Raw genomic sequence first — 16,726 nt, 5'->3', positions numbered from 1 at the left:
TCGGTTCCGTCGCGCCGGACAAGTGTCCAATCGGTGCTCGGTCCGCGTGCCGCGGGTCAGCGGCGTTACGCTCGTCGGCGTGCAAGCAGAACCCCAGCTGCCGCTCCCGGCCGAACTGCCGTTGGTCGACGAGCCGGGCGGAACCGATGTCGACCTCAAGACCCAGATCATCCGCTTCACCCTCACCGGTGGTCTATCGGCCATCGTCGACTACGGGATCTACAGCTTCCTGCTGAACCTGATCGGCCTTCCGGTCAGTGTCGCCAAATCGATCAGCTTCATCGCGGGCACCACCACCGCCTACCTGATCAATCGCCGCTGGACCTTCCAGGCACCCCCGAGCCGCGCCCGCTTCATCGCGGTGGTGATCCTCTACGCCGTCACCTTCGCCGTCCAGGTCGGCATCAACCAGGTGCTCTACGCCACCCTGCCGGGCGACTGGTGGCGCCAGCCGCTGGCCTTCGTCATCGCCCAGGGCACCGCGACGGTCATCAACTTCGTCGTCCAACGCCTGGTCATCTTCAAACTCGGTGTCTGATTTGCCGCGCCTGCGGCGCCGCGAACGTCGCTCGTAAGACTCGCTCCGTCTGGGTCGAGCATGCGGTCAGCGTGGAATAAGGGCGTCGGCCTGCGCCTTCGCCCCGAAGTAGTCGCCGCCCTTGGCGCGGATGTTGTCGGTGCCCCACTCCCGCTGCTCGCGCGCGGCGGGGACCAGATGGGGGATGTGTTTGCGGCAGTGGATGTAGGCCTCTTCCACATCGACCACCACCCAGTGCTGTGCGGCTCTTCCCTTGAGGTTCTCCGGTAGTTCCGGGACGTTGTGGCGCAGCGCGGTGTCGTCCACGATCCGTGCCGAACCATTGATGTGCAATCCGATCAGATCCTGGACGAAATCGATTAGCAGGATGCCTACGTGCGGGTTCTCCAGGATGTTGCCGAGGCTGGCGTGCACACCGTTGCCGCGGTATTCCGGGTAGGCAAGAGTGCGTTCGTCGATCACGTGCAGAAAGCCGGGCAGGCCCGCACGGAAGCTTGCGTCGCATTCGCCGTGTTTGTCCGCGGTGGCGATGAACGCCATATCCATCCTGGCGATGAATTCGATCATCGTCGGGTTCAGCTGATCGAGTACTTGATCTTGGTAGAAGCGTTCGGCGCGGTCCTGCGTACCGTACCTGTCCTGTAGTTCGTGCTCACCGTCACTGCCACAACGTGTACCGGGCATCGCGCCCCCTCTGGTAGCTGGAATCCGGCACACCGCAACGGGTTCGACGCTGAGCCCGCGACTAAACCGAAATCCTGTCCATTTTAGTCTGGCAACACAGCAAAATCCATGTTGAGAATGCACTGAATCTTTAGTTAGCGCAGGGGTTTCCAGAAAATAGCTACAATCCGACCGGCCGGAACTTTTACTGGCCGGCCGGTCGAATCGAGCGCAACTCAGGCAGGGGTCAAAGTCACCGGAACGCCATTGAAGATCGCATTTCCGGACGGCACATCCACCACCGAATCATCGGTCAGCACATTGGCATTCACCCCGGCATGCGCCCGGGCCACCGTCTGCGTGCTGTCGGTATGTCCCCAGCCGTGCGGCAAGCTGACCACCCCGGGCATGATCGCCTCGGTCGGCTCCAGCGGTACCGTCAGCGTCCCCGCGGCGGACTTCACCACGGCGGTATCGCCGAGTCCCAACCGCGCCACATCCGCCGGATTGATATGTAGCGTGCAGGTATTCGACCCGCTGACCAGCGTCGGGATATTGTGCATCCAACTGTTGTTGGATCGCAGTTGACGCCGCCCGATCAACACCATATCCGGCGCGGCATCGGCGAGCCGGGCCCGCATCCGCGCGACATCGTCGAGCAGCGGCTGCGGCGCCAACTCCACCTGCTTGGACGCCGTCCGCAGCACGCCGGGCAGGCGCGGCTGCAGAGGTCCGAGATCGACACCATGTGGATTGTCCAGCAGCACCTGCAGATTCAGCGTGCTGTATTGATCTGGGCGCTCCCGGGGCCCTTCGTGGTCACGCAGGCTACCGCCTCCGGGCCCGTCGCTCGCGCCGGCACTCCACTCGCCATAGGGGCCGAGCCGCAGCATCAGGTCGATGCGCTGCTCGGTGCTGTTGGACCCGATGAGCTCGGGCCGCCGCTCCGGTATGCCCGCCTTGTGCAGCATGCCCGCGATGATCAGTTCGTCGACGCCGTTCAGCGCCTCCGGTCCGGCGGGCTGCCCGGTGAGTGCGGCCCCGAGCCTGGCCAGGATCTCCGACTCCGAAGGCCGATCGCCGAGCGGGACCAGCGGCCGCGAGTACCGCGCGTAATTGCGAACCGCGAACTGCAGCAACGCGAAGTCGTAATGCGGCGACTGCGTCGAGCGCGGCGGCGGCAGGATCACATCCGCATGCCGGGTGGTCTCGTTCAGGTACCGGTCCACGCTGACCATGAAGTCCAATTGCGCGAACGCCGTATCCAACCGGACTCCGCTCGGCGCGGACAGCACCGGATTACCCGCGACGGTCACCAGCGCGCGCACCTGCCCCGCGCCGGGTGTGGTGATCTCATCGGCCAGGGTCGCCACCGGCAGTTCACCCATCGCCTCGGGCAGCCCGCGTACCCGGCTGGCCCAGCGCCCGGTGCGGAAGGGTTTGGTGCGCGGGATACCGCCCGCCGCCGCATTGGCGAACATGGCGCCGCCGGGTGAGTCGAGGTTGCCGGTCAGCACGTTGATCACCTCGACCAACCACTGTGTCAGCGTGCCGAATTCGGCTGTGCAGGTGCCGATTCGCGCATATACCGCCGCGGTCGGCGCGGCCGCCAACTCCTGCGCGATCCGGATAACCGTCTCGGCGGGAATTCCGGTCCGTTCCGAAACCACCTCCGGCGTGAAATCCGCGGCGGCCGCACGCACTTCGTCCAGCCCCGCGACATCCACGCGGATATCGGTCAGACCTTGTTCGAACAATGTGTGCACGATCCCGAACAACAGATAGGCATCGCTACCCGGCCGGATGAACAGATGCTCATCGGCCAGCTTCGCGGTCCGCGTTTCCCGCGGATCCACCACGACGAATTTCCCGCCGCGTTTGCGCAATGCCTTCAACCGGCCCGGGAAATCCGGTGCGGTGCACAGCGATCCGTTCGACTCCAGCGGATTCGCGCCCAGCATCAGCAGATAATCGGTGCGATCCAGATCCGGCACCGGCACGGTGAGCGGATCACCGAACATCAACCCGCTCGCCACCTGCTTGGGCATTTGATCGGCGGTACTCGCCGAAAACAGATTCTTGGTGCCGAGCGCCCGGATCAGCACCGGCACATACAGCGCCCCCGCCACGGTATGTGCGTTCGGATTGCCGAGATACAGCGCTGCCGACTGATTTCCGTGCTCGGCCACGATCGCCGGGAACCGTGCGGCGATGAGCTCGAATGCCTCGGTCCAGGATGCGGTGCGCCAGGTATCGGTGGCCCGGTCCCGGATCATCGGTTCGGTCAGCCGGTCCGGATCTTCGTCGAGATGTCCGAAGCTGGCCCCCTTGGGGCAGATGAACCCCTTGCTGAACGGATCCTGTCGATCCCCCCGAACCGAGGTCACATGGTCGTTCGAGTCGAGTGTGATCTCGAGTCCGCAGACCGCCTCGCACAGCGGGCAGGTCCGCAAAAGCGTCCGGGAGTCATCAGTGAGCTGGGCCATAGCCCCATCATCGCGCGCGATGGATCTCCGCGCACGAGGAACAAGAATGACCGGTAACTCCCCGCGAAATCAGTCGTCACGCCGGAACACGAAAGACCGGTATTCGCTCCTACGGATACCGGTCTTCAGTCGGTCAGGGCAGTGCGGACCCCGCCCGGATAGATACGCCTGCTCAGCAGGCGACGGTGCTGACGGTCGTGTGACGCGAGAGCGCCGAACGAACCGCCGCGCCGATCGCGACTACCGGCGGGATCCAGCGGGCCTCGCCGGGAGCCACGCCCCAGCAGGCCTCGCCGGTGGTGAGCTGGGTGGGGGGCAGCGGGATGCCGTCGCCGTCGGTGTAGACGGTGGCGCCCGCCTCGCGCAGTGCCTCCAGCGCCATCGCGGCCTTGCGCAGGCCGGTGACCAAGTGGATCTCGCGACGCTCGGCGCCGGGAATCTCGATAACCGGACCGGTCAGGTTGTTCGCGCGCAGGAACCGGCGAACCTCACCGGCCAGCTCACCGCTGATCTCGATACCCGACAGATCCTCATCCGTGATCAGGCAGATTCCGTTGGTCGTTTCAGCGATCGTCCACCCGCGCTGGATGTAGTCCTGCGCCGCGGCAGTCATCTCTGCCGCCGATGCGGAAGTCGGAAACGTGGTGCGCACTGTCTTTCTCCATTCCCCGATAGATCTGGGTCCTGCATACGTGGGTGGTATCGGGGCGGGGTGGGGTGGGCGTTACGGGTTGTACAAAAGATCTTGGTGACTGTCGGGTTCGTCTCACCCGGTAGTGATCGGCTATCACCGAGACACCTCTTTTGATGGGCCGTGCCGCCGTCCCATGCGGCCGTACCTGTCGGTGTGAATCCACTCCTATTGGCCGGGCGCCGGATTGGGGGAAGGATCGCCATATGGGTGAGCATCGCGTAGCGATTCGATGGGGGGTGGTGGTCGGGTGACGGGCGGGCGAGATGAGTCCAATCGTGACGGGGCGGCGGATTCGGCAGAGTTCGAAACCGAATCACGCTGGATCACTTGGAAAGAGACCGCGTCCAAGCGGTTCTCGCGCACCGCGGAGCCCGAACCCGCCGAACCCTTCGAAAGTCCACGGGCCTGGACCGCCGATGCGGCCCGCGGCCTGCTCGACGTGCAATTCCACCGCCCGGCGACCAGGACGTTGCTGCCGCTGGCCTACATGCTCGGCCTGGCCTTCGCGATCGGCATCCCTATCGCACTGACGGTGCTGATGTGGCATGTCTCCGCGGTGCTCGGCGTGCTGGCCGCCTTGATCGCGATACCGCTCGGCCTGACCATCGCGGCCGTCGTACGCCTGCTGCTCGAATTCCTGGAGAACGCGTCCAAGCTGGCCACCAAGGTCGAGCACATCGCCGATCTCGCCGACGATCTGTTCCAGGCGCTTTCCGATGTCGCCGAGCCGGTCAATCAGCTCTCCGAAGACGTTCGCGCCGTGCAGTTCTGGCGTTTCCGCAACCGCGGCGCACGTAAGTAGAACTGGGCTGAATTGCCGGATCATCGCCTGCGGGAACCTGTTCGTCGCTGTTGCGCCCTTGGCCTGTGTGCGACGCCGATCGTGACCTGTGTCGGATTTACTGTGAAACAATGCTGTTCGGATATCCGAGGGGGAAGCATGGGTTTACCGCAGGGCACAACCGGATCGACCATGCCGCGCAGGCAGCTCGGCCGACATCTGCGTGATCTGCGCAATCGGGCCAGGATGACCACTCGGATGGCGGCCCAGCAGCTCGAATGGTCCGAGGCCAAGATCTGGCGGATCGAAACCGGGCAGACCTCATTGCGCAGCCTGGACGTCGAGGCCATGTGCAAGATCTACGGTGCGCCAACCGATCTCGTCGAACCGTTGACCGCACTGGCCAAGGAGACCAAGGCCAGGGGTTGGTGGACCGGCTACAGCGATGTGATCGCCGAGGGTTTCGAGGTGTACATCGGTCTCGAGGAGGCCGCGCGAGCCCTGGCCACCTATGAGAACGAGCTGATCCCCGGACTGCTGCAGACCGAGGCATACACCCGCGCGCTGCTGAAGTCCGCGCGTCCGGAGGCGTCGGAGACCGAGATCGAACGCCGGGTGCAGCTGCGCATGGCCCGGCAGGCGTTGCTCACCCGCAAGGATTCGCCGCTGCAGCTGGATGTGGTGATCAGCGAATCGGTGCTGTGGCGGCGGGTCGGTGGTGCCGAGGTGACCGTCGAACAGCTCGCACACCTGCGGCGCATGTGCGACCTGCCGAATGTGCGAATCCAGTTGGTGCCCTCGGATTCCGGCTATCACGACGGCATGGATTCGGGCCCGTTCGTCCTGCTCGAATTCGCCGATACCGCGCAGGTGGAGCTGCGGGAGCCGCCGGTGGTCTACGTCGAGGCGTTCACCGGTCCGGTGTACCTGGACAAGGATCACGAAATCGGGCGCTACCGAACGGCTTTCGCGAACATCAAGTCGGTCGCCGCGGATGCGCGCACCGGCATCGAGGAAGCGCGCGGCTCTATCTGATTTGCCGCGCCTTCGGCGCGGCGTGTTCGCGGCCCCCTGGTGTCTCGCGTCCGAGTCGTCGAGACTCGCGCCTGCGGCGCATGCGCTTCGACGACTCGGACGCGAGACGGGCCGCGAACTCCTCGCTCGTAAGACTCGCTCCGTCGGGGCGGGAAGGCGTGGATGCTAGCTATCTAGCACTTCTGCCCACCCCAGGTCCGCTCGAGCACGGCGCTCGTAAGACTCGCTCCGTGGTGGTCGGCAGAGTCGATTTGTCCGGCACCGAATGTGTACGGGCCACTCAGCACTTCTGTCGATTACCCCAGGTTCGCTGGAGCACGTCGCGATGGGTCGGCAGCGCCGACTCGTAGACCTCGCGACCCTTCTCGGTCAGGCAGACGAAGATCGCGCGCCGATCCTCGGCGCACATACTGCGCGAAACCAGTCCGTCGCGCTCCAGCCGCGCCACCGCGCGGGAGAGGGCGCTCTGGCTCAGGTAGATGTCGTTGGCCAGATCGCTCATCCGATAGTCGCCGCAGGCCGCGTCGACCAGCCGGTCCAGCGTCTCGAACTCGCTGAGGCCGATATCGTGCTTGCCCTGCAGTTCCTTCTCGAGCGCACAGCTCACTGCGGCGTGCCGGTCGAGCAGCTCACGCCACTCGGCGACCAACCCGGTGGGCGCCACATCGCGCCCCGCTAATTGTGTTGTCGACGGCTTCGACATGGCCCTATCCTAGTGCTCCACACAGTCCGATGCAAGCGCATTAAATGTGTTGGCATTTAATGTCGACGCATGTAATGTTCCGCCCATGACTTCTGCAGCAACCCTTTCGGCCGCGACGGCGACCGATCCGATCAGATGGTCCACCCGTCTCTGGGGCATGCTGATCACCCTCTGCATTGTGTTGTTCCTCGACGGTCTCGACGTCTCGATGATCGGTGTGGCGCTGCCGTCCATCGGCACCGAACTGGATCTGTCGACTTCCACCCTGCAGTGGCTGGTCAGCGGCTATGTGCTGGGTTACGGCGGCCTGCTGCTGCTCGGCGGCCGCACCGCCGATCTGCTCGGGCGGCGCAAGGTCTTCCTGATCGCGCTCGCCGTCTTCGCGGTGGCTTCGCTGGCGGGCGGTCTGGTCACCTCGGGGCCGCTGCTGATTCTGACCCGTTTCATCAAGGGGCTGGCCGCGGCGTTCACCGCCCCGACCGGTCTGTCCATCATCACCACCAACTTCGCCGAGGGCCCGGCCCGCAATAAGGCGCTGTCCATCTACACCGTGTTCGGTGCGGGCGGATACTCCATGGGTCTGCTGTTCGGCGGTCTGATGACCGGCATCGGCTGGCGCTGGACCTTCCTGCTTCCGGTCCCGATCGCGCTCGCCGCGCTGGCCGCGGCCTGGGTGCTGGTGCCCAAGGACGAGGCCGCCGAGGAGGGCGGGCACGACATCCTCGGTGCGCTGCTGTCCACCGCGGGCATGCTGCTACTGGTCTACACCGTCGTCTCCGCGCCCGAGGTGGGCTGGGGCTCGGCGCGCACCATCGGTTCGTTCGTCGGTGCCGCGGTGCTCTTCGCCGGATTCGTCGCGGTGGAGAAGAAGGTGAAGTACCCGCTGGTGCGCCTCGGCATTCTGCGAAAGGTGACGCTGGTGCGGGCCAGCCTCGCGATCATCGCGGTGGCGGGTTCGTATTTCAGCTGGCAGTTCATCGTGACCCTGTACATGCAGGATTCACTGGGCTGGTCGCCACTGAAGCTGGCCATGGCGCTGCTGCCGGTCGGTCTGCTGGTCGTCGCGTCGGCGTTCTTCTCCGATAAGCTCGTCGACCGGTTCGGTACCGGGCCGATCATCGCGATCACCATGGTCGTGATGGCCATCGGCTACCTGCTGTTCCTGCGGCTGAACACCACCCCGTCCTATCTGACGATGATCCTGCCCGCCGTGCTGCTGATCGGCATCGGCTGGGTCGGCTTCCCCGCCATCAATATTCAGGCGACCAACGGCATCGATGACGATGAGCAGGGCCTGGCGGCCGGTGTGCTGCAGACCTCCATGCAGGTCGGCGCGGCCATCGTGCTCGCGGTGAATACCGCGATCATCTCTTCGGGTGACCGCGGCGCGAGCACTCCGTCCGCGATGCTCGACAACTTCCGGCCCGGACTGCAATTCGCGGCGGGCGTCGCCATTGTCGGCGCGCTCATCGCCCTGACGGCTTACCTGCCCAAGCGTGCCAAGGCGCGGGCGCAGGAGCCGGAATTGGAACTCGTCGGCTGAATCCCCTCCGCCGACGGTAAGCCGACGTCACCGCTCCCTCCTCATCGGGGGCGGTGGCGTTCGGCGTTTCATGAGAAGGGCGGAGCGGCAGCGTCTTTCGGGGATCGGATATAGGTCAGCGGGCGACCGTCCAGACCGACCCTCGGCCATTCGATGCCCAGCCGCGGATCGAAGGCATCCATATCCCTGTCGAATTCGGGCGTGTACTCGATCGAACAGAGATAGGTGACGGTGGAGTGATCCGCCAGCGACAGGATCGCATGGCCGAGACCCTCGGACAGGTACATCGAGCGCCGATCGACATCGTCGAGCACCACGCTGTCCCAGCGTCCGTAGGTGGGCGACCCGGGCCGCAGATCGACGACGACATCGAGGAACGCGCCGCGCACGCAGGTCACATATTTGGCCTGACCCGGCGGATCCTCGGTGTAGTGGATGCCGCGTAGCACCCCGGCCGCCGAGACCGAGCAGTTGACCTGGCGCAGATCGAACGGCCGACCGGTCACCTTCTCGAATTCCGAGGCCTTGAACGATTCGCAGAACATGCCGCGCTCGTCGCCGAATTGGCGCGGGGTGATCACCCATGCCCCCGGCACGGCGAGTTCACGGAACTCCATCGTTCACCAATCCCGTCCGCGCTCGAGCAGATCGAGCAGATACGTCCCGTAGCCGGAGCGAACCAGCGGTTCGGCCAGCGCGCACAGCTGTTCGTCGTCGATGAAGCCCTGCCGCCACGCGACCTCTTCCGGCACGGCGATTTTCAGGCCCTGCCGCTGTTCGATGGTGCGCACGTAGTTGGCGGCGTCCAGCAGCGAGTCGAAGGTGCCGGTATCCAACCAGGCGGTGCCGCGGGCGAGGACGTCCACGCGCAGCCGATCCTGTTCCAGATAGGCGCGATTGATATCGGTGATCTCGTATTCGCCGCGCGCCGAGGGCCGCAGCCCGCGCGCGATCTCCACGACATCGTTGTCATAGAAATACAGCCCGGGAATGGCGTAGTTGGACCGCGGCACCTTCGGCTTCTCCTCGATCGAAACCGCTCGGCCCTCGGTGAATTCGACGACACCGTAGGCGGTCGGATCCGAGACCCAATACGCGAAGACCGCGCCGCCGTCGATCGCGGCGAAGCGCTCTAGGCTGGTGCCCAGGCCTGGACCGTGGAAGATATTGTCGCCGAGGACCAATGCGGCGCTCTCGCCGCCGATGTGGTCGGCCCCGAGGACGAACGCCTTGGCGAGTCCGTCCGGTTCCGGTTGCACCACATAGCTGATCGAGATGCCGAACTGTGAGCCGTCGCCGAGTAGGCGGGCGAACGCGTCGGCGTCCTCCGGGGTGGTGATCACCAGGATGTCCCTGATGCCCGCCAGCATGAGCGTGGACAGCGGGTAGTAGACCATCGGCTTGTCGTAGACCGGGACCAGCTGCTTGCTCACCCCGCGCGTGATCGGGTGCAACCGGGATCCGGTGCCACCGGCCAAGATGATTCCGCGCATGGTCATCGAGTCTGCCAGGCGCATCCAGCTCGGCTTCGGCGAGGTTCCGACTCGCCTACGAATTGATCACGAACGTTTGGTGTTCCGGCGTGGCGGGCGATATATGTAGCGTAGATCACGCTATGGTGTTGTGAAACATCAGCGTGTGAGATGTCAGCGTCGACTCTCGCCTTGAGAACCGTTCGGTCGGATTCGGCGCGCCAGTGTGAGGTAGGTGCGCGATGGTAGGGATCAGCGGGAGTGAATTCGACGCAGGTGATCCGGGTCTGTTGATGAACCCGGACGGTCCGAGCGCATCGGCCCGATTGCTGCTGGCGACCTGCCTCGGTGCGGTGCGGCCGGTGCTGCGCATGTTTCCGGTCAGCCGCACGACCATCCCGATCGGTGCTCTCGCAATCGACGGTCTGGCGCGACTGCGGCCGCAGCCGCGCGGTGTCGATCGAGAACAGGTGACGCTGAACGGTTTTCGGATGGAGATCCTGCGTCCCTCGGGTGGCTCGCGCGCCCTGCGGCACGGCGCGGTGCTGTATATGCACGGTGGCGGCTTCGCCGTCTGCGGGCTCGGCACTCATCGCCCGATCGCGGCCAGCCTGGCCCGGCGCACCGGACTGCCGGTCGTCAATGTCGGCTATCGTCAGCTGCCCGGGAACAGTGTCTCCGCTGCGATCGAGGACTGCGTGACCGCCTACCGCTGGCTGCTGCGGCACGGCGCGGATCCGGCCAGGATCATGTTCGCGGGCGATTCGGCGGGCGGCTTCCTCGCCTTCGCCACCGCACTGCGCGCGATCGAGTCCGGGCTGCCGTCGCCGGGTGGGCTGATCGGGCTGAGTCCACTGCTCGATCTGGACTACGCCGCCAAGCGCGGCTATATGAATGTCGCGCGCGATCCCTATCTGCCGCTGTCCGCGCTGGAGGCGGTGGTGCGGATCGGCGCCGAGGTGGATGGGGTGCTGGATCCGCTGGTGTCGCCGGTAAACGGCGCCTTGGCGAGTCTGCCGCCGGTGCTGCTGATCACCGCCGAAGACGAGATGCTGCGCTACGACTGCGAGCTCATGGCCCGCAGGCTGACCGCGGCCGGTGTCCCGAACGCGCTGGAGATCTGGCGCGGTCAGGTGCATGCCTTCATGGCGATAGCCCCGAATCTGCCCGAGAGCAGGATGGCATTGGCCCGGGTCTCCCGGTTCGTGCGTGCCCGCCTCGAGCAGCCCCAACAGGCTCGGACGGCTTGACCTGGATCGGCCGGACGAGTCGCGAACCCCGCATCCGGACCTCGCCCTTCGGCGGCGGTCCGGGGCGGGGTTCTTTGCAACGCCGTTTGGTTGAACTTTATTTACTTTTTGTTCACGTCGGCGACGGTTGAAATTAGTTCGCCACCGGACAGATCACAGCCCTCGTTATGCGCAAACTCCGCCCGGCCATTTCGGCCGAGCGGCATTCAGCAAACGGAAACCCCGCCAGATCGATGACCGGGCGGGGTTTCCTGGGCTCGTTTTCAGTTGTGTGGAGCCGTTGTGCGACTTACTTCGCCGGCGCGGGCGGGTTGAACGGCGCGCTGGTGGTGGCGAAGTACTGGATCGCCGCACCGATCGCGACCGGAGCCGTGATGAAGATCTGACCGAGCAGGGTGCCCAGCGCACCGACGGCGAGGATGCCGGCGACGCAGCCGACGGCCGCGGCCGGGATGAACGCGCCGAACAGACCGACGATGGTGGCCGAGGCGACCGTGGCACCGGCGATACCGCCCAGGACGCAGCCGAGGGCGCCGCCGCCGAGGCCGCCGACCAGGGTGCCGATGGTGGCGCCCATGGCGATGGTGTCCTTCATGCGGTTGAAGGCGGCCAGCTCACGGTCGTATTGGCTCTTGAACGGAGCCTGGTCCTCGTAGGGCAGCGCGACCGGCTTGTAGGTGGCCTTCGCCATGTCGAGCTGCGGGGTGAGGGTGGCGGTGTGGTCGGCGACGTCCGCGGCGATCGGGAACTCGAAGTCGTCGACGCGGAAGGTCAGCGGGGTGCCCGCGACGGTGGTGCCGTTGGCGGCCTTGATCTTGAGGGCGTTGTCCTCGACAACCAGCGAGCCGGAGTCGATCGAGATGATCGACTGGGTGTCGGTGGCGTTCGCGGTGAAGTTGATCGGGGCGTCGGCGGATTCCGCCGGTGCCGCGTTGACGGTGCCTGCGGTGACGCCCATGGCGGCGATCAGCAGGGCCGAAGTCGCGGCGAATTTCCTCATCAGCATTTGTTTTGGACCTCGATGTGAAGCGTTCGGAGGGGACTAGACGATCGAAATCTAGACCAGCTAACGCATGGTGAACCGGTTGTGACCGTTAATTCAAATTTTGTTCACCATCGCGACTCGAGGTTTGGTGGGTTCTTGGAAATGTTCGCGCTGACCATGCTTTTTCACAAAGAACTGAATCACGCGTCTTTCTTCGAGATTGTCTAGTATGATGAACATCACAGATTGAAATCCTGGTCGCGCGGGTGAATACGGCCGAACGGATCCGACGCGAGCGGGACCAGCGGGCGACGTAAGGTCATGGGGTGCGATTGCTCGTAACCGGCGGGGCCGGATTCATCGGTGCGAATTTCGTCCAACAGACCGTGGCAGAGCGTCCCGACGCCACCGTGACCGTCCTTGACGCTTTGACCTACGCGGGAAATCGGGCCTCGCTCGAGCCGGTGGCCGACCGCATCGACTTCGTGCACGGTGACATCGCCGATCTGGATCTGGTCGACGAGCTCGTCTCCGGTGTCGACGCCGTGGTCCACTTCGCCGCCGAATCGCATAACGACAACTCCCTCGCCGAACCCTGGCCGTTCGTGCAGACCAATATCGTCGGTACCTACTCGCTGCTGCAAGCGGTACGCCGCCACGACGTGCGCTACCACCATGTCTCCACCGACGAGGTCTACGGCGATCTCACACCGGACGGACCCGCATTCGACGAGGACACCCCCTACAACCCGTCCAGCCCCTACTCGGCCACCAAGGCCTCGAGCGATCTGCTGGTGCGCGCCTGGACCCGCTCGTTCGGCGTCCGCGCGACGATCTCCAACTGCAGCAACAACTACGGGCCGTATCAGCACGTGGAGAAGTTCATCCCGCGCCAGATCACCAACCTCATCGACGGCGTGCGGCCGCGGCTCTACGGTGCAGGCCACCAGGTGCGCGACTGGATCCACGTCGACGACCACAACCGCGCGGTGTGGGACATCCTGGAACGCGGGCGAACCGGGCAGACCTATCTGATCGGCGCGGACGGTGAACTCGACAACAAGTCCGTGGTGCGGATGATCCTGCAGGCCTTCGACCGCGATCCGGACGATTTCGATCACGTCACCGACCGGGCGGGTCACGATCAGCGCTACGCCATCGATGCGACGCTGCTGCGCACCGAACTCGGTTGGACGCCACGCTATTCCGACTTCGCTGCCGGGCTCGCCGCGACCATCCGGTGGTACCGCGACAACGAATCCTGGTGGCGCCCAGCCAAAGCCACGACCGAGCGCGCCTACACCGCGGCGGGCGAAACGACCATCAACGCCTGAGTCAGCCCCAGACGATCGAGTAGTACTTCCACAGCGCGGCGATCAGCGCTACCAGTGTGGCCGCGATGACGGCGACGGCCGGACCCTTGGTCGGGGTCTGGCCGCGAACGTCGGTGAGCCGCAACGGCATCCAGCGCAGCAGCACCACCAGTGCGACGATCGCCAGCGGCACGAAGTATCGGCCCTGGACACCGTCGATAATGTAGTAGCCGACCGGCGTGAACGACATGTACAGCGTCACGTAGATCATCGCGACGCTCGCGAGCAGCGTCAGTGCGACGATCAGTGTGCGCCGGAAGGTGGCCGTCGCCGTATTCATCCGATCCGCGATGCTGATGCTGACCGCGAAGGCGAGCAGGCAGGCCAGTATCGACAATGCGGGGACATCGATGTAGGCGAAGCCGAGTTCACCGAAGAACTGGATGAGCCACCGCTGATCGCGCAGGGCGATGCTCTCGCCGAAGGTATTCACGAAATTCACCGGGTCGGTGAGGATTCCGTGCAACTGATCGCTCGGCCGCACCGAATTCCACTGGTGCTGTGGGCGCATCAGGCCCATACCGTCGGTAGTCGGTCCCGCAATCTTCATCCAGACCGCGAAAGCCAGCGCGCCCAGTCCCGCGAAACCCCATGGGATGAAACGCTTCCAACCGGCCGCACCGCCGAGGGCGAACCGGTTCGCCGGCACCAGTACCACGAGCATGGCGAGCAGCACGTAGGTCGGCTTGCTGACCGGCAGCAGCAGGGTCGCGCCCAGTAGCGCGGCCGTCTCGGTGCGACCGAGACCATCACCCAGGAACAGTGCCTTGACCAGCAAGGCCGAAACCAGGATGGCCAGCGCGTTGGTCATGGTGTCGGCGGTGACGGTGCCCGCCTGGAAGACCGCGATCGGCAGCACGGCGACGGTGAACGCCAGCCACTGCACCCGGTGTGCGCGCAGGGCACGCAGACCGAATCCGACCAGGGCGAGGTAGGTGGCCAGGCCCGCGAGGCGGGTCAGCAGCATCATCGCGCCGACATTCAGTCCGAACAGCTCGGCGACCCGAATGCCAATGGCCGCAGGAATATACGGGACCGGCGAGTAGGCGGCGGTATTGGTGAACCAGACCGGCTCTTCGGTCTTCGAAACCGCGGCGCCTTCCATCCGGGCATAGCTGCCGGGATCGGCCACCATCTGATCCGGCTCTTCCGGATTGGTGCTGTAGTCGTGCAGCGCGTAGCCCATCAGCTGGGTGATGCTGATCGGCACGTCGCCGCCATAGGAGATGCCGCGCTCGTCGTGGATCCGCTGCGGCAGGAAGCCGCCGTGCGCGACCTGGTAGGCACGGCCGAACTGGGTGATTTCGTCGTGGCCCCAGAACGGCGGGGTGATCCAGGCGAACAGTGCGCCGAAGACCGTGACGATGATGGTGAAGGCGACCGTCGCGGCGCCGAAGCGGCCCACGATCCGGCGTCCGAAATCACGTGCCGGATTCGGTTTGCTCGAATCAGGTTCGGCGGCAGCGGATTCGGCTGTCGCGACATCGTTGTCCGTGGTCTCGGGTTCCGAATTCGCGGCGGTTGCGGTTCGATCCGCCGAGGTGGTCAACGCTCTGCTCCACCGGTGTTTACGTCACCACCATGCGCGTCGTCCGCGCCGACGGCCGAGTACCGCAGGTAGACCAGCCGGGCGGCCTCGTGCCGGGAGCGCCGGATGCCGTCCAGGATCAGCCCCGCGGTCCAGGCCAGGCTGCCGAGCAGCAGCAAGGTGAATCCGAGGAACAGCGTCGGGAAGCGGGGCACCTCATGGGTGTTGTAGAACTCGACCACGATCGGAATGGTCAGGATGATCGAGACCAGCCAGCTCAGCGTGCCGAACAGCCCGTAGAACGCGACCGGCCGCTCATGTCTGGCCAGGCCGATGATCAGTGCCAGGATCTTGAATCCGTCGTGGTAGGTGCGCAGCTTGCTCTCACTGCCCGCGGGCCGATCACGGAAGCCGACCGGAACCGCGGTCTGCGGCACCCGCAGATGCAGGGAATGCACGGTCAGCTCGGTTTCGATCTCGAACTCGCGCGAGACGGCGGGGAAGCTCTTCACGAACCGGCGCGAGAACACCCGGAAGCCGCTGAGCATATCGTCGACGTTCTCGCCGAACACCTTTCCGACCACGCCGTTGAGCACCCTGTTGCCGGTCTCGTGGCCGGAGCGGTAGGCCGATGCGCCCTCGTCCTGTTTGCGGACGCCGAGCACATGGTCGTACGGACCGTCGAGCAGTGTCTTGATCATCAGCGGTGCGGCCGACGCCTCGTAGGTGTCGTCGCCGTCGATCATCAGATAGATATCGGCCTCGATATCGGCGAAGGCGCGGCGCACCACATTGCCCTTGCCCTTGGTGTGTTCGTGGCGCACGATCGCACCGGCGGCGCGGGCCCGTTCGGCGGTCGCGTCGGTGCTGCGGTTGTCGTAGACGTAGACGACGATTCCCGGCACGGCGGCCTGCAGGTCGGCGACGACCTTGGCGACCGAAGCCTCCTCGTTGTGGCATGGCACCACTGCGGCAATTCGGAGCTCGGTGGAGTCCACCCGGTCAATCCTCGATGTCGGCGGTGAATGGGGAACACCGGGAGGGTACAGGGCGGTACCTATTGGTGCTCACTCGGTTCACCGAGCCTACTGGGGTACCGTCGCCGGGTGTCTTACCCAGAGCAGCCCGTGTCATTCTCCGAACGGTCCGGCTCACCGCAATCGACGCCCGTTGACGAGCCGCTGACCGCGAAGGTGATCGCCGCACTGCGGCGCGGCGGCGCTTTCCTGGTGGTCGGCGCGATCGGTTTCCTCGTGGACGCGGGCACCTACAACCTGCTGGTGTTCTGGGGCGGCGAGGGCGTGCTGTACCACGCGCCGCTGCCCGCCAAGATCATCGCGATCGCGGTGGCCACGGTGGTGACCTACTTCGGCAACAAGTGGTGGACCTTCGGGCACAAGAAATCCGATAATCCCGGGCGCGAGTACCTCTTGTATGCCATATTCAATGTCGTCGCTATCGGCCTGCAACTAGGTTGTCTCGGGTTCTCCCGGTACGTGCTCGACCTGTCTTCACCGCTGTCGGACAACATTTCCGGCACGCTCATCGGCCAGATCGTCGCGGTGGTATTTCGCTACTGGGCCTACGACAAATTCGTATTCGTCGGTTCTTCGGACAGTTCGGCTAATGACAAGCAACCATAACTAGCAGGACCGCCCCGGTTCCTGGACAGGCA

The 16,726-nt window shown here is 65.1% G+C and carries 16 protein-coding genes; 7 read left to right on the top strand and 9 right to left on the bottom strand.

Going from position 1 to position 16,726, the window contains the following annotated elements:
- Positions 1-79: 79 nt before the first annotated feature.
- Entirely contained in the window at positions 80-538 is a 459-nt protein-coding gene (locus tag ACZ60G_RS33530; protein WP_465815269.1) for a GtrA family protein, read from the top strand.
- A gap of 66 nt (positions 539-604) precedes the next feature.
- On the opposite strand, the gene ACZ60G_RS33525 is transcribed toward ACZ60G_RS33530, so the two are convergent.
- From ACZ60G_RS33525 to ACZ60G_RS33515, 3 genes are all read right to left on the bottom strand, one after another.
- Positions 605-1,222, bottom strand: coding sequence for a pyridoxamine 5'-phosphate oxidase family protein (locus ACZ60G_RS33525; protein WP_465815268.1), 618 nt, complete (start codon positions 1,220-1,222; stop codon positions 605-607).
- Positions 1,223-1,437: 215 nt separating this feature from the next.
- The gene (locus tag ACZ60G_RS33520; protein ID WP_465815267.1) at positions 1,438-3,687 is read right to left on the bottom strand and encodes a molybdopterin-dependent oxidoreductase; all 2,250 of its coding nucleotides are present in this window, start codon (positions 3,685-3,687) and stop codon (positions 1,438-1,440) included.
- A gap of 172 nt (positions 3,688-3,859) precedes the next feature.
- Complete coding sequence (locus ACZ60G_RS33515) at positions 3,860-4,339, bottom strand: hypothetical protein (RefSeq protein WP_465815266.1); 480 nt, start codon at positions 4,337-4,339, stop codon at positions 3,860-3,862.
- Between the two features lie 289 nt (positions 4,340-4,628).
- On the opposite strand from ACZ60G_RS33515, the gene ACZ60G_RS33510 reads away from it, so the two are divergent.
- Positions 4,629-5,183, top strand: a complete 555-nt coding sequence (locus ACZ60G_RS33510; protein ID WP_465815265.1) for a DUF4282 domain-containing protein — start codon at positions 4,629-4,631, stop codon at positions 5,181-5,183.
- A gap of 138 nt (positions 5,184-5,321) precedes the next feature.
- Complete coding sequence (locus ACZ60G_RS33505) at positions 5,322-6,197, top strand: helix-turn-helix domain-containing protein (protein ID WP_465815264.1); 876 nt, start codon at positions 5,322-5,324, stop codon at positions 6,195-6,197.
- Positions 6,198-6,477: 280 nt separating this feature from the next.
- Here the strand turns inward: ACZ60G_RS33505 and ACZ60G_RS33500 are convergent, their stop codons facing one another.
- Complete coding sequence (locus ACZ60G_RS33500; RefSeq protein ID WP_465815263.1) at positions 6,478-6,900, bottom strand: MarR family winged helix-turn-helix transcriptional regulator; 423 nt, start codon at positions 6,898-6,900, stop codon at positions 6,478-6,480.
- 85 nt (positions 6,901-6,985) lie between these two features.
- Between ACZ60G_RS33500 and ACZ60G_RS33495 the strand changes: the two genes are divergently transcribed.
- Positions 6,986-8,443 carry an MFS transporter gene (locus ACZ60G_RS33495; protein WP_465815262.1) on the top strand — a complete coding sequence of 486 codons (1,458 nt, stop codon included), beginning with the start codon at positions 6,986-6,988 and terminating at the stop codon, positions 8,441-8,443.
- 68 nt (positions 8,444-8,511) lie between these two features.
- Here the strand turns inward: ACZ60G_RS33495 and ACZ60G_RS33490 are convergent, their stop codons facing one another.
- Both ACZ60G_RS33490 and rfbA read right to left on the bottom strand, forming a co-directional pair.
- Positions 8,512-9,060 carry a dTDP-4-dehydrorhamnose 3,5-epimerase family protein gene (locus ACZ60G_RS33490; protein WP_465815261.1) on the bottom strand — a complete coding sequence of 183 codons (549 nt, stop codon included), beginning with the start codon at positions 9,058-9,060 and terminating at the stop codon, positions 8,512-8,514.
- A 3-nt stretch (positions 9,061-9,063) separates the two neighbouring features.
- The gene (rfbA, locus tag ACZ60G_RS33485) at positions 9,064-9,936 is read right to left on the bottom strand and encodes a glucose-1-phosphate thymidylyltransferase RfbA (protein WP_387295794.1); all 873 of its coding nucleotides are present in this window, start codon (positions 9,934-9,936) and stop codon (positions 9,064-9,066) included.
- Positions 9,937-10,157: 221 nt separating this feature from the next.
- On the opposite strand from rfbA, the gene ACZ60G_RS33480 reads away from it, so the two are divergent.
- Positions 10,158-11,165 carry an alpha/beta hydrolase gene (locus tag ACZ60G_RS33480; RefSeq protein WP_465815260.1) on the top strand — a complete coding sequence of 336 codons (1,008 nt, stop codon included), beginning with the start codon at positions 10,158-10,160 and terminating at the stop codon, positions 11,163-11,165.
- A gap of 289 nt (positions 11,166-11,454) precedes the next feature.
- Here ACZ60G_RS33480 and ACZ60G_RS33475 read toward each other — a convergent pair whose 3' ends face one another.
- Entirely contained in the window at positions 11,455-12,171 is a 717-nt protein-coding gene (locus tag ACZ60G_RS33475; protein WP_465815259.1) for a DUF8020 domain-containing protein, read from the bottom strand.
- Positions 12,172-12,476: 305 nt separating this feature from the next.
- On the opposite strand from ACZ60G_RS33475, the gene rfbB reads away from it, so the two are divergent.
- Positions 12,477-13,484, top strand: coding sequence for a dTDP-glucose 4,6-dehydratase (rfbB, locus tag ACZ60G_RS33470; protein WP_465815258.1), 1,008 nt, complete (start codon positions 12,477-12,479; stop codon positions 13,482-13,484).
- A 1-nt stretch (position 13,485) separates the two neighbouring features.
- Here rfbB and ACZ60G_RS33465 read toward each other — a convergent pair whose 3' ends face one another.
- Positions 13,486-15,072, bottom strand: a complete 1,587-nt coding sequence (locus tag ACZ60G_RS33465; RefSeq protein WP_465815257.1) for a DUF2142 domain-containing protein — start codon at positions 15,070-15,072, stop codon at positions 13,486-13,488.
- Positions 15,069-16,049, bottom strand: coding sequence for a glycosyltransferase (locus tag ACZ60G_RS33460; protein ID WP_465815256.1), 981 nt, complete (start codon positions 16,047-16,049; stop codon positions 15,069-15,071). Before ACZ60G_RS33460 ends, ACZ60G_RS33465 begins: the two co-directional genes overlap by 4 nt.
- A gap of 108 nt (positions 16,050-16,157) precedes the next feature.
- On the opposite strand from ACZ60G_RS33460, the gene ACZ60G_RS33455 reads away from it, so the two are divergent.
- A complete protein-coding gene (locus ACZ60G_RS33455; protein WP_245720867.1) occupies positions 16,158-16,694 on the top strand; it encodes a GtrA family protein in 537 nt (178 codons plus the stop codon).
- Positions 16,695-16,726 lie beyond the last annotated feature (32 nt).

Source organism: Nocardia sp. NPDC102475, from assembly GCF_055584605.1.
Note: the sequence above shows the minus strand (reverse complement) of the source record. Positions and strands in the feature narration are given on the sequence as shown.

Bases quoted from the DNA above. Each gene is read 5' to 3' on its own strand.
- ACZ60G_RS33525 (WP_465815268.1), bottom strand. From the start codon at position 1,222: ATGCCCGGTACACGTTGTGGCAGTGACGGTGAGCACGAACTACAGGAC.
- ACZ60G_RS33520 (WP_465815267.1), bottom strand. From the start codon at position 3,687: ATGGCCCAGCTCACTGATGACTCCCGGACGCTTTTGCGGACCTGCCCG.
- ACZ60G_RS33505 (WP_465815264.1), top strand. From the start codon at position 5,322: ATGGGTTTACCGCAGGGCACAACCGGATCGACCATGCCGCGCAGGCAG.
- ACZ60G_RS33500 (WP_465815263.1), bottom strand. From the start codon at position 6,900: ATGTCGAAGCCGTCGACAACACAATTAGCGGGGCGCGATGTGGCGCCC.
- ACZ60G_RS33495 (WP_465815262.1), top strand. From the start codon at position 6,986: ATGACTTCTGCAGCAACCCTTTCGGCCGCGACGGCGACCGATCCGATC.
- ACZ60G_RS33490 (WP_465815261.1), bottom strand. From the start codon at position 9,060: ATGGAGTTCCGTGAACTCGCCGTGCCGGGGGCATGGGTGATCACCCCG.
- rfbA (WP_387295794.1), bottom strand. From the start codon at position 9,936: ATGCGCGGAATCATCTTGGCCGGTGGCACCGGATCCCGGTTGCACCCG.
- ACZ60G_RS33480 (WP_465815260.1), top strand. From the start codon at position 10,158: ATGGTAGGGATCAGCGGGAGTGAATTCGACGCAGGTGATCCGGGTCTG.
- ACZ60G_RS33475 (WP_465815259.1), bottom strand. From the start codon at position 12,171: ATGCTGATGAGGAAATTCGCCGCGACTTCGGCCCTGCTGATCGCCGCC.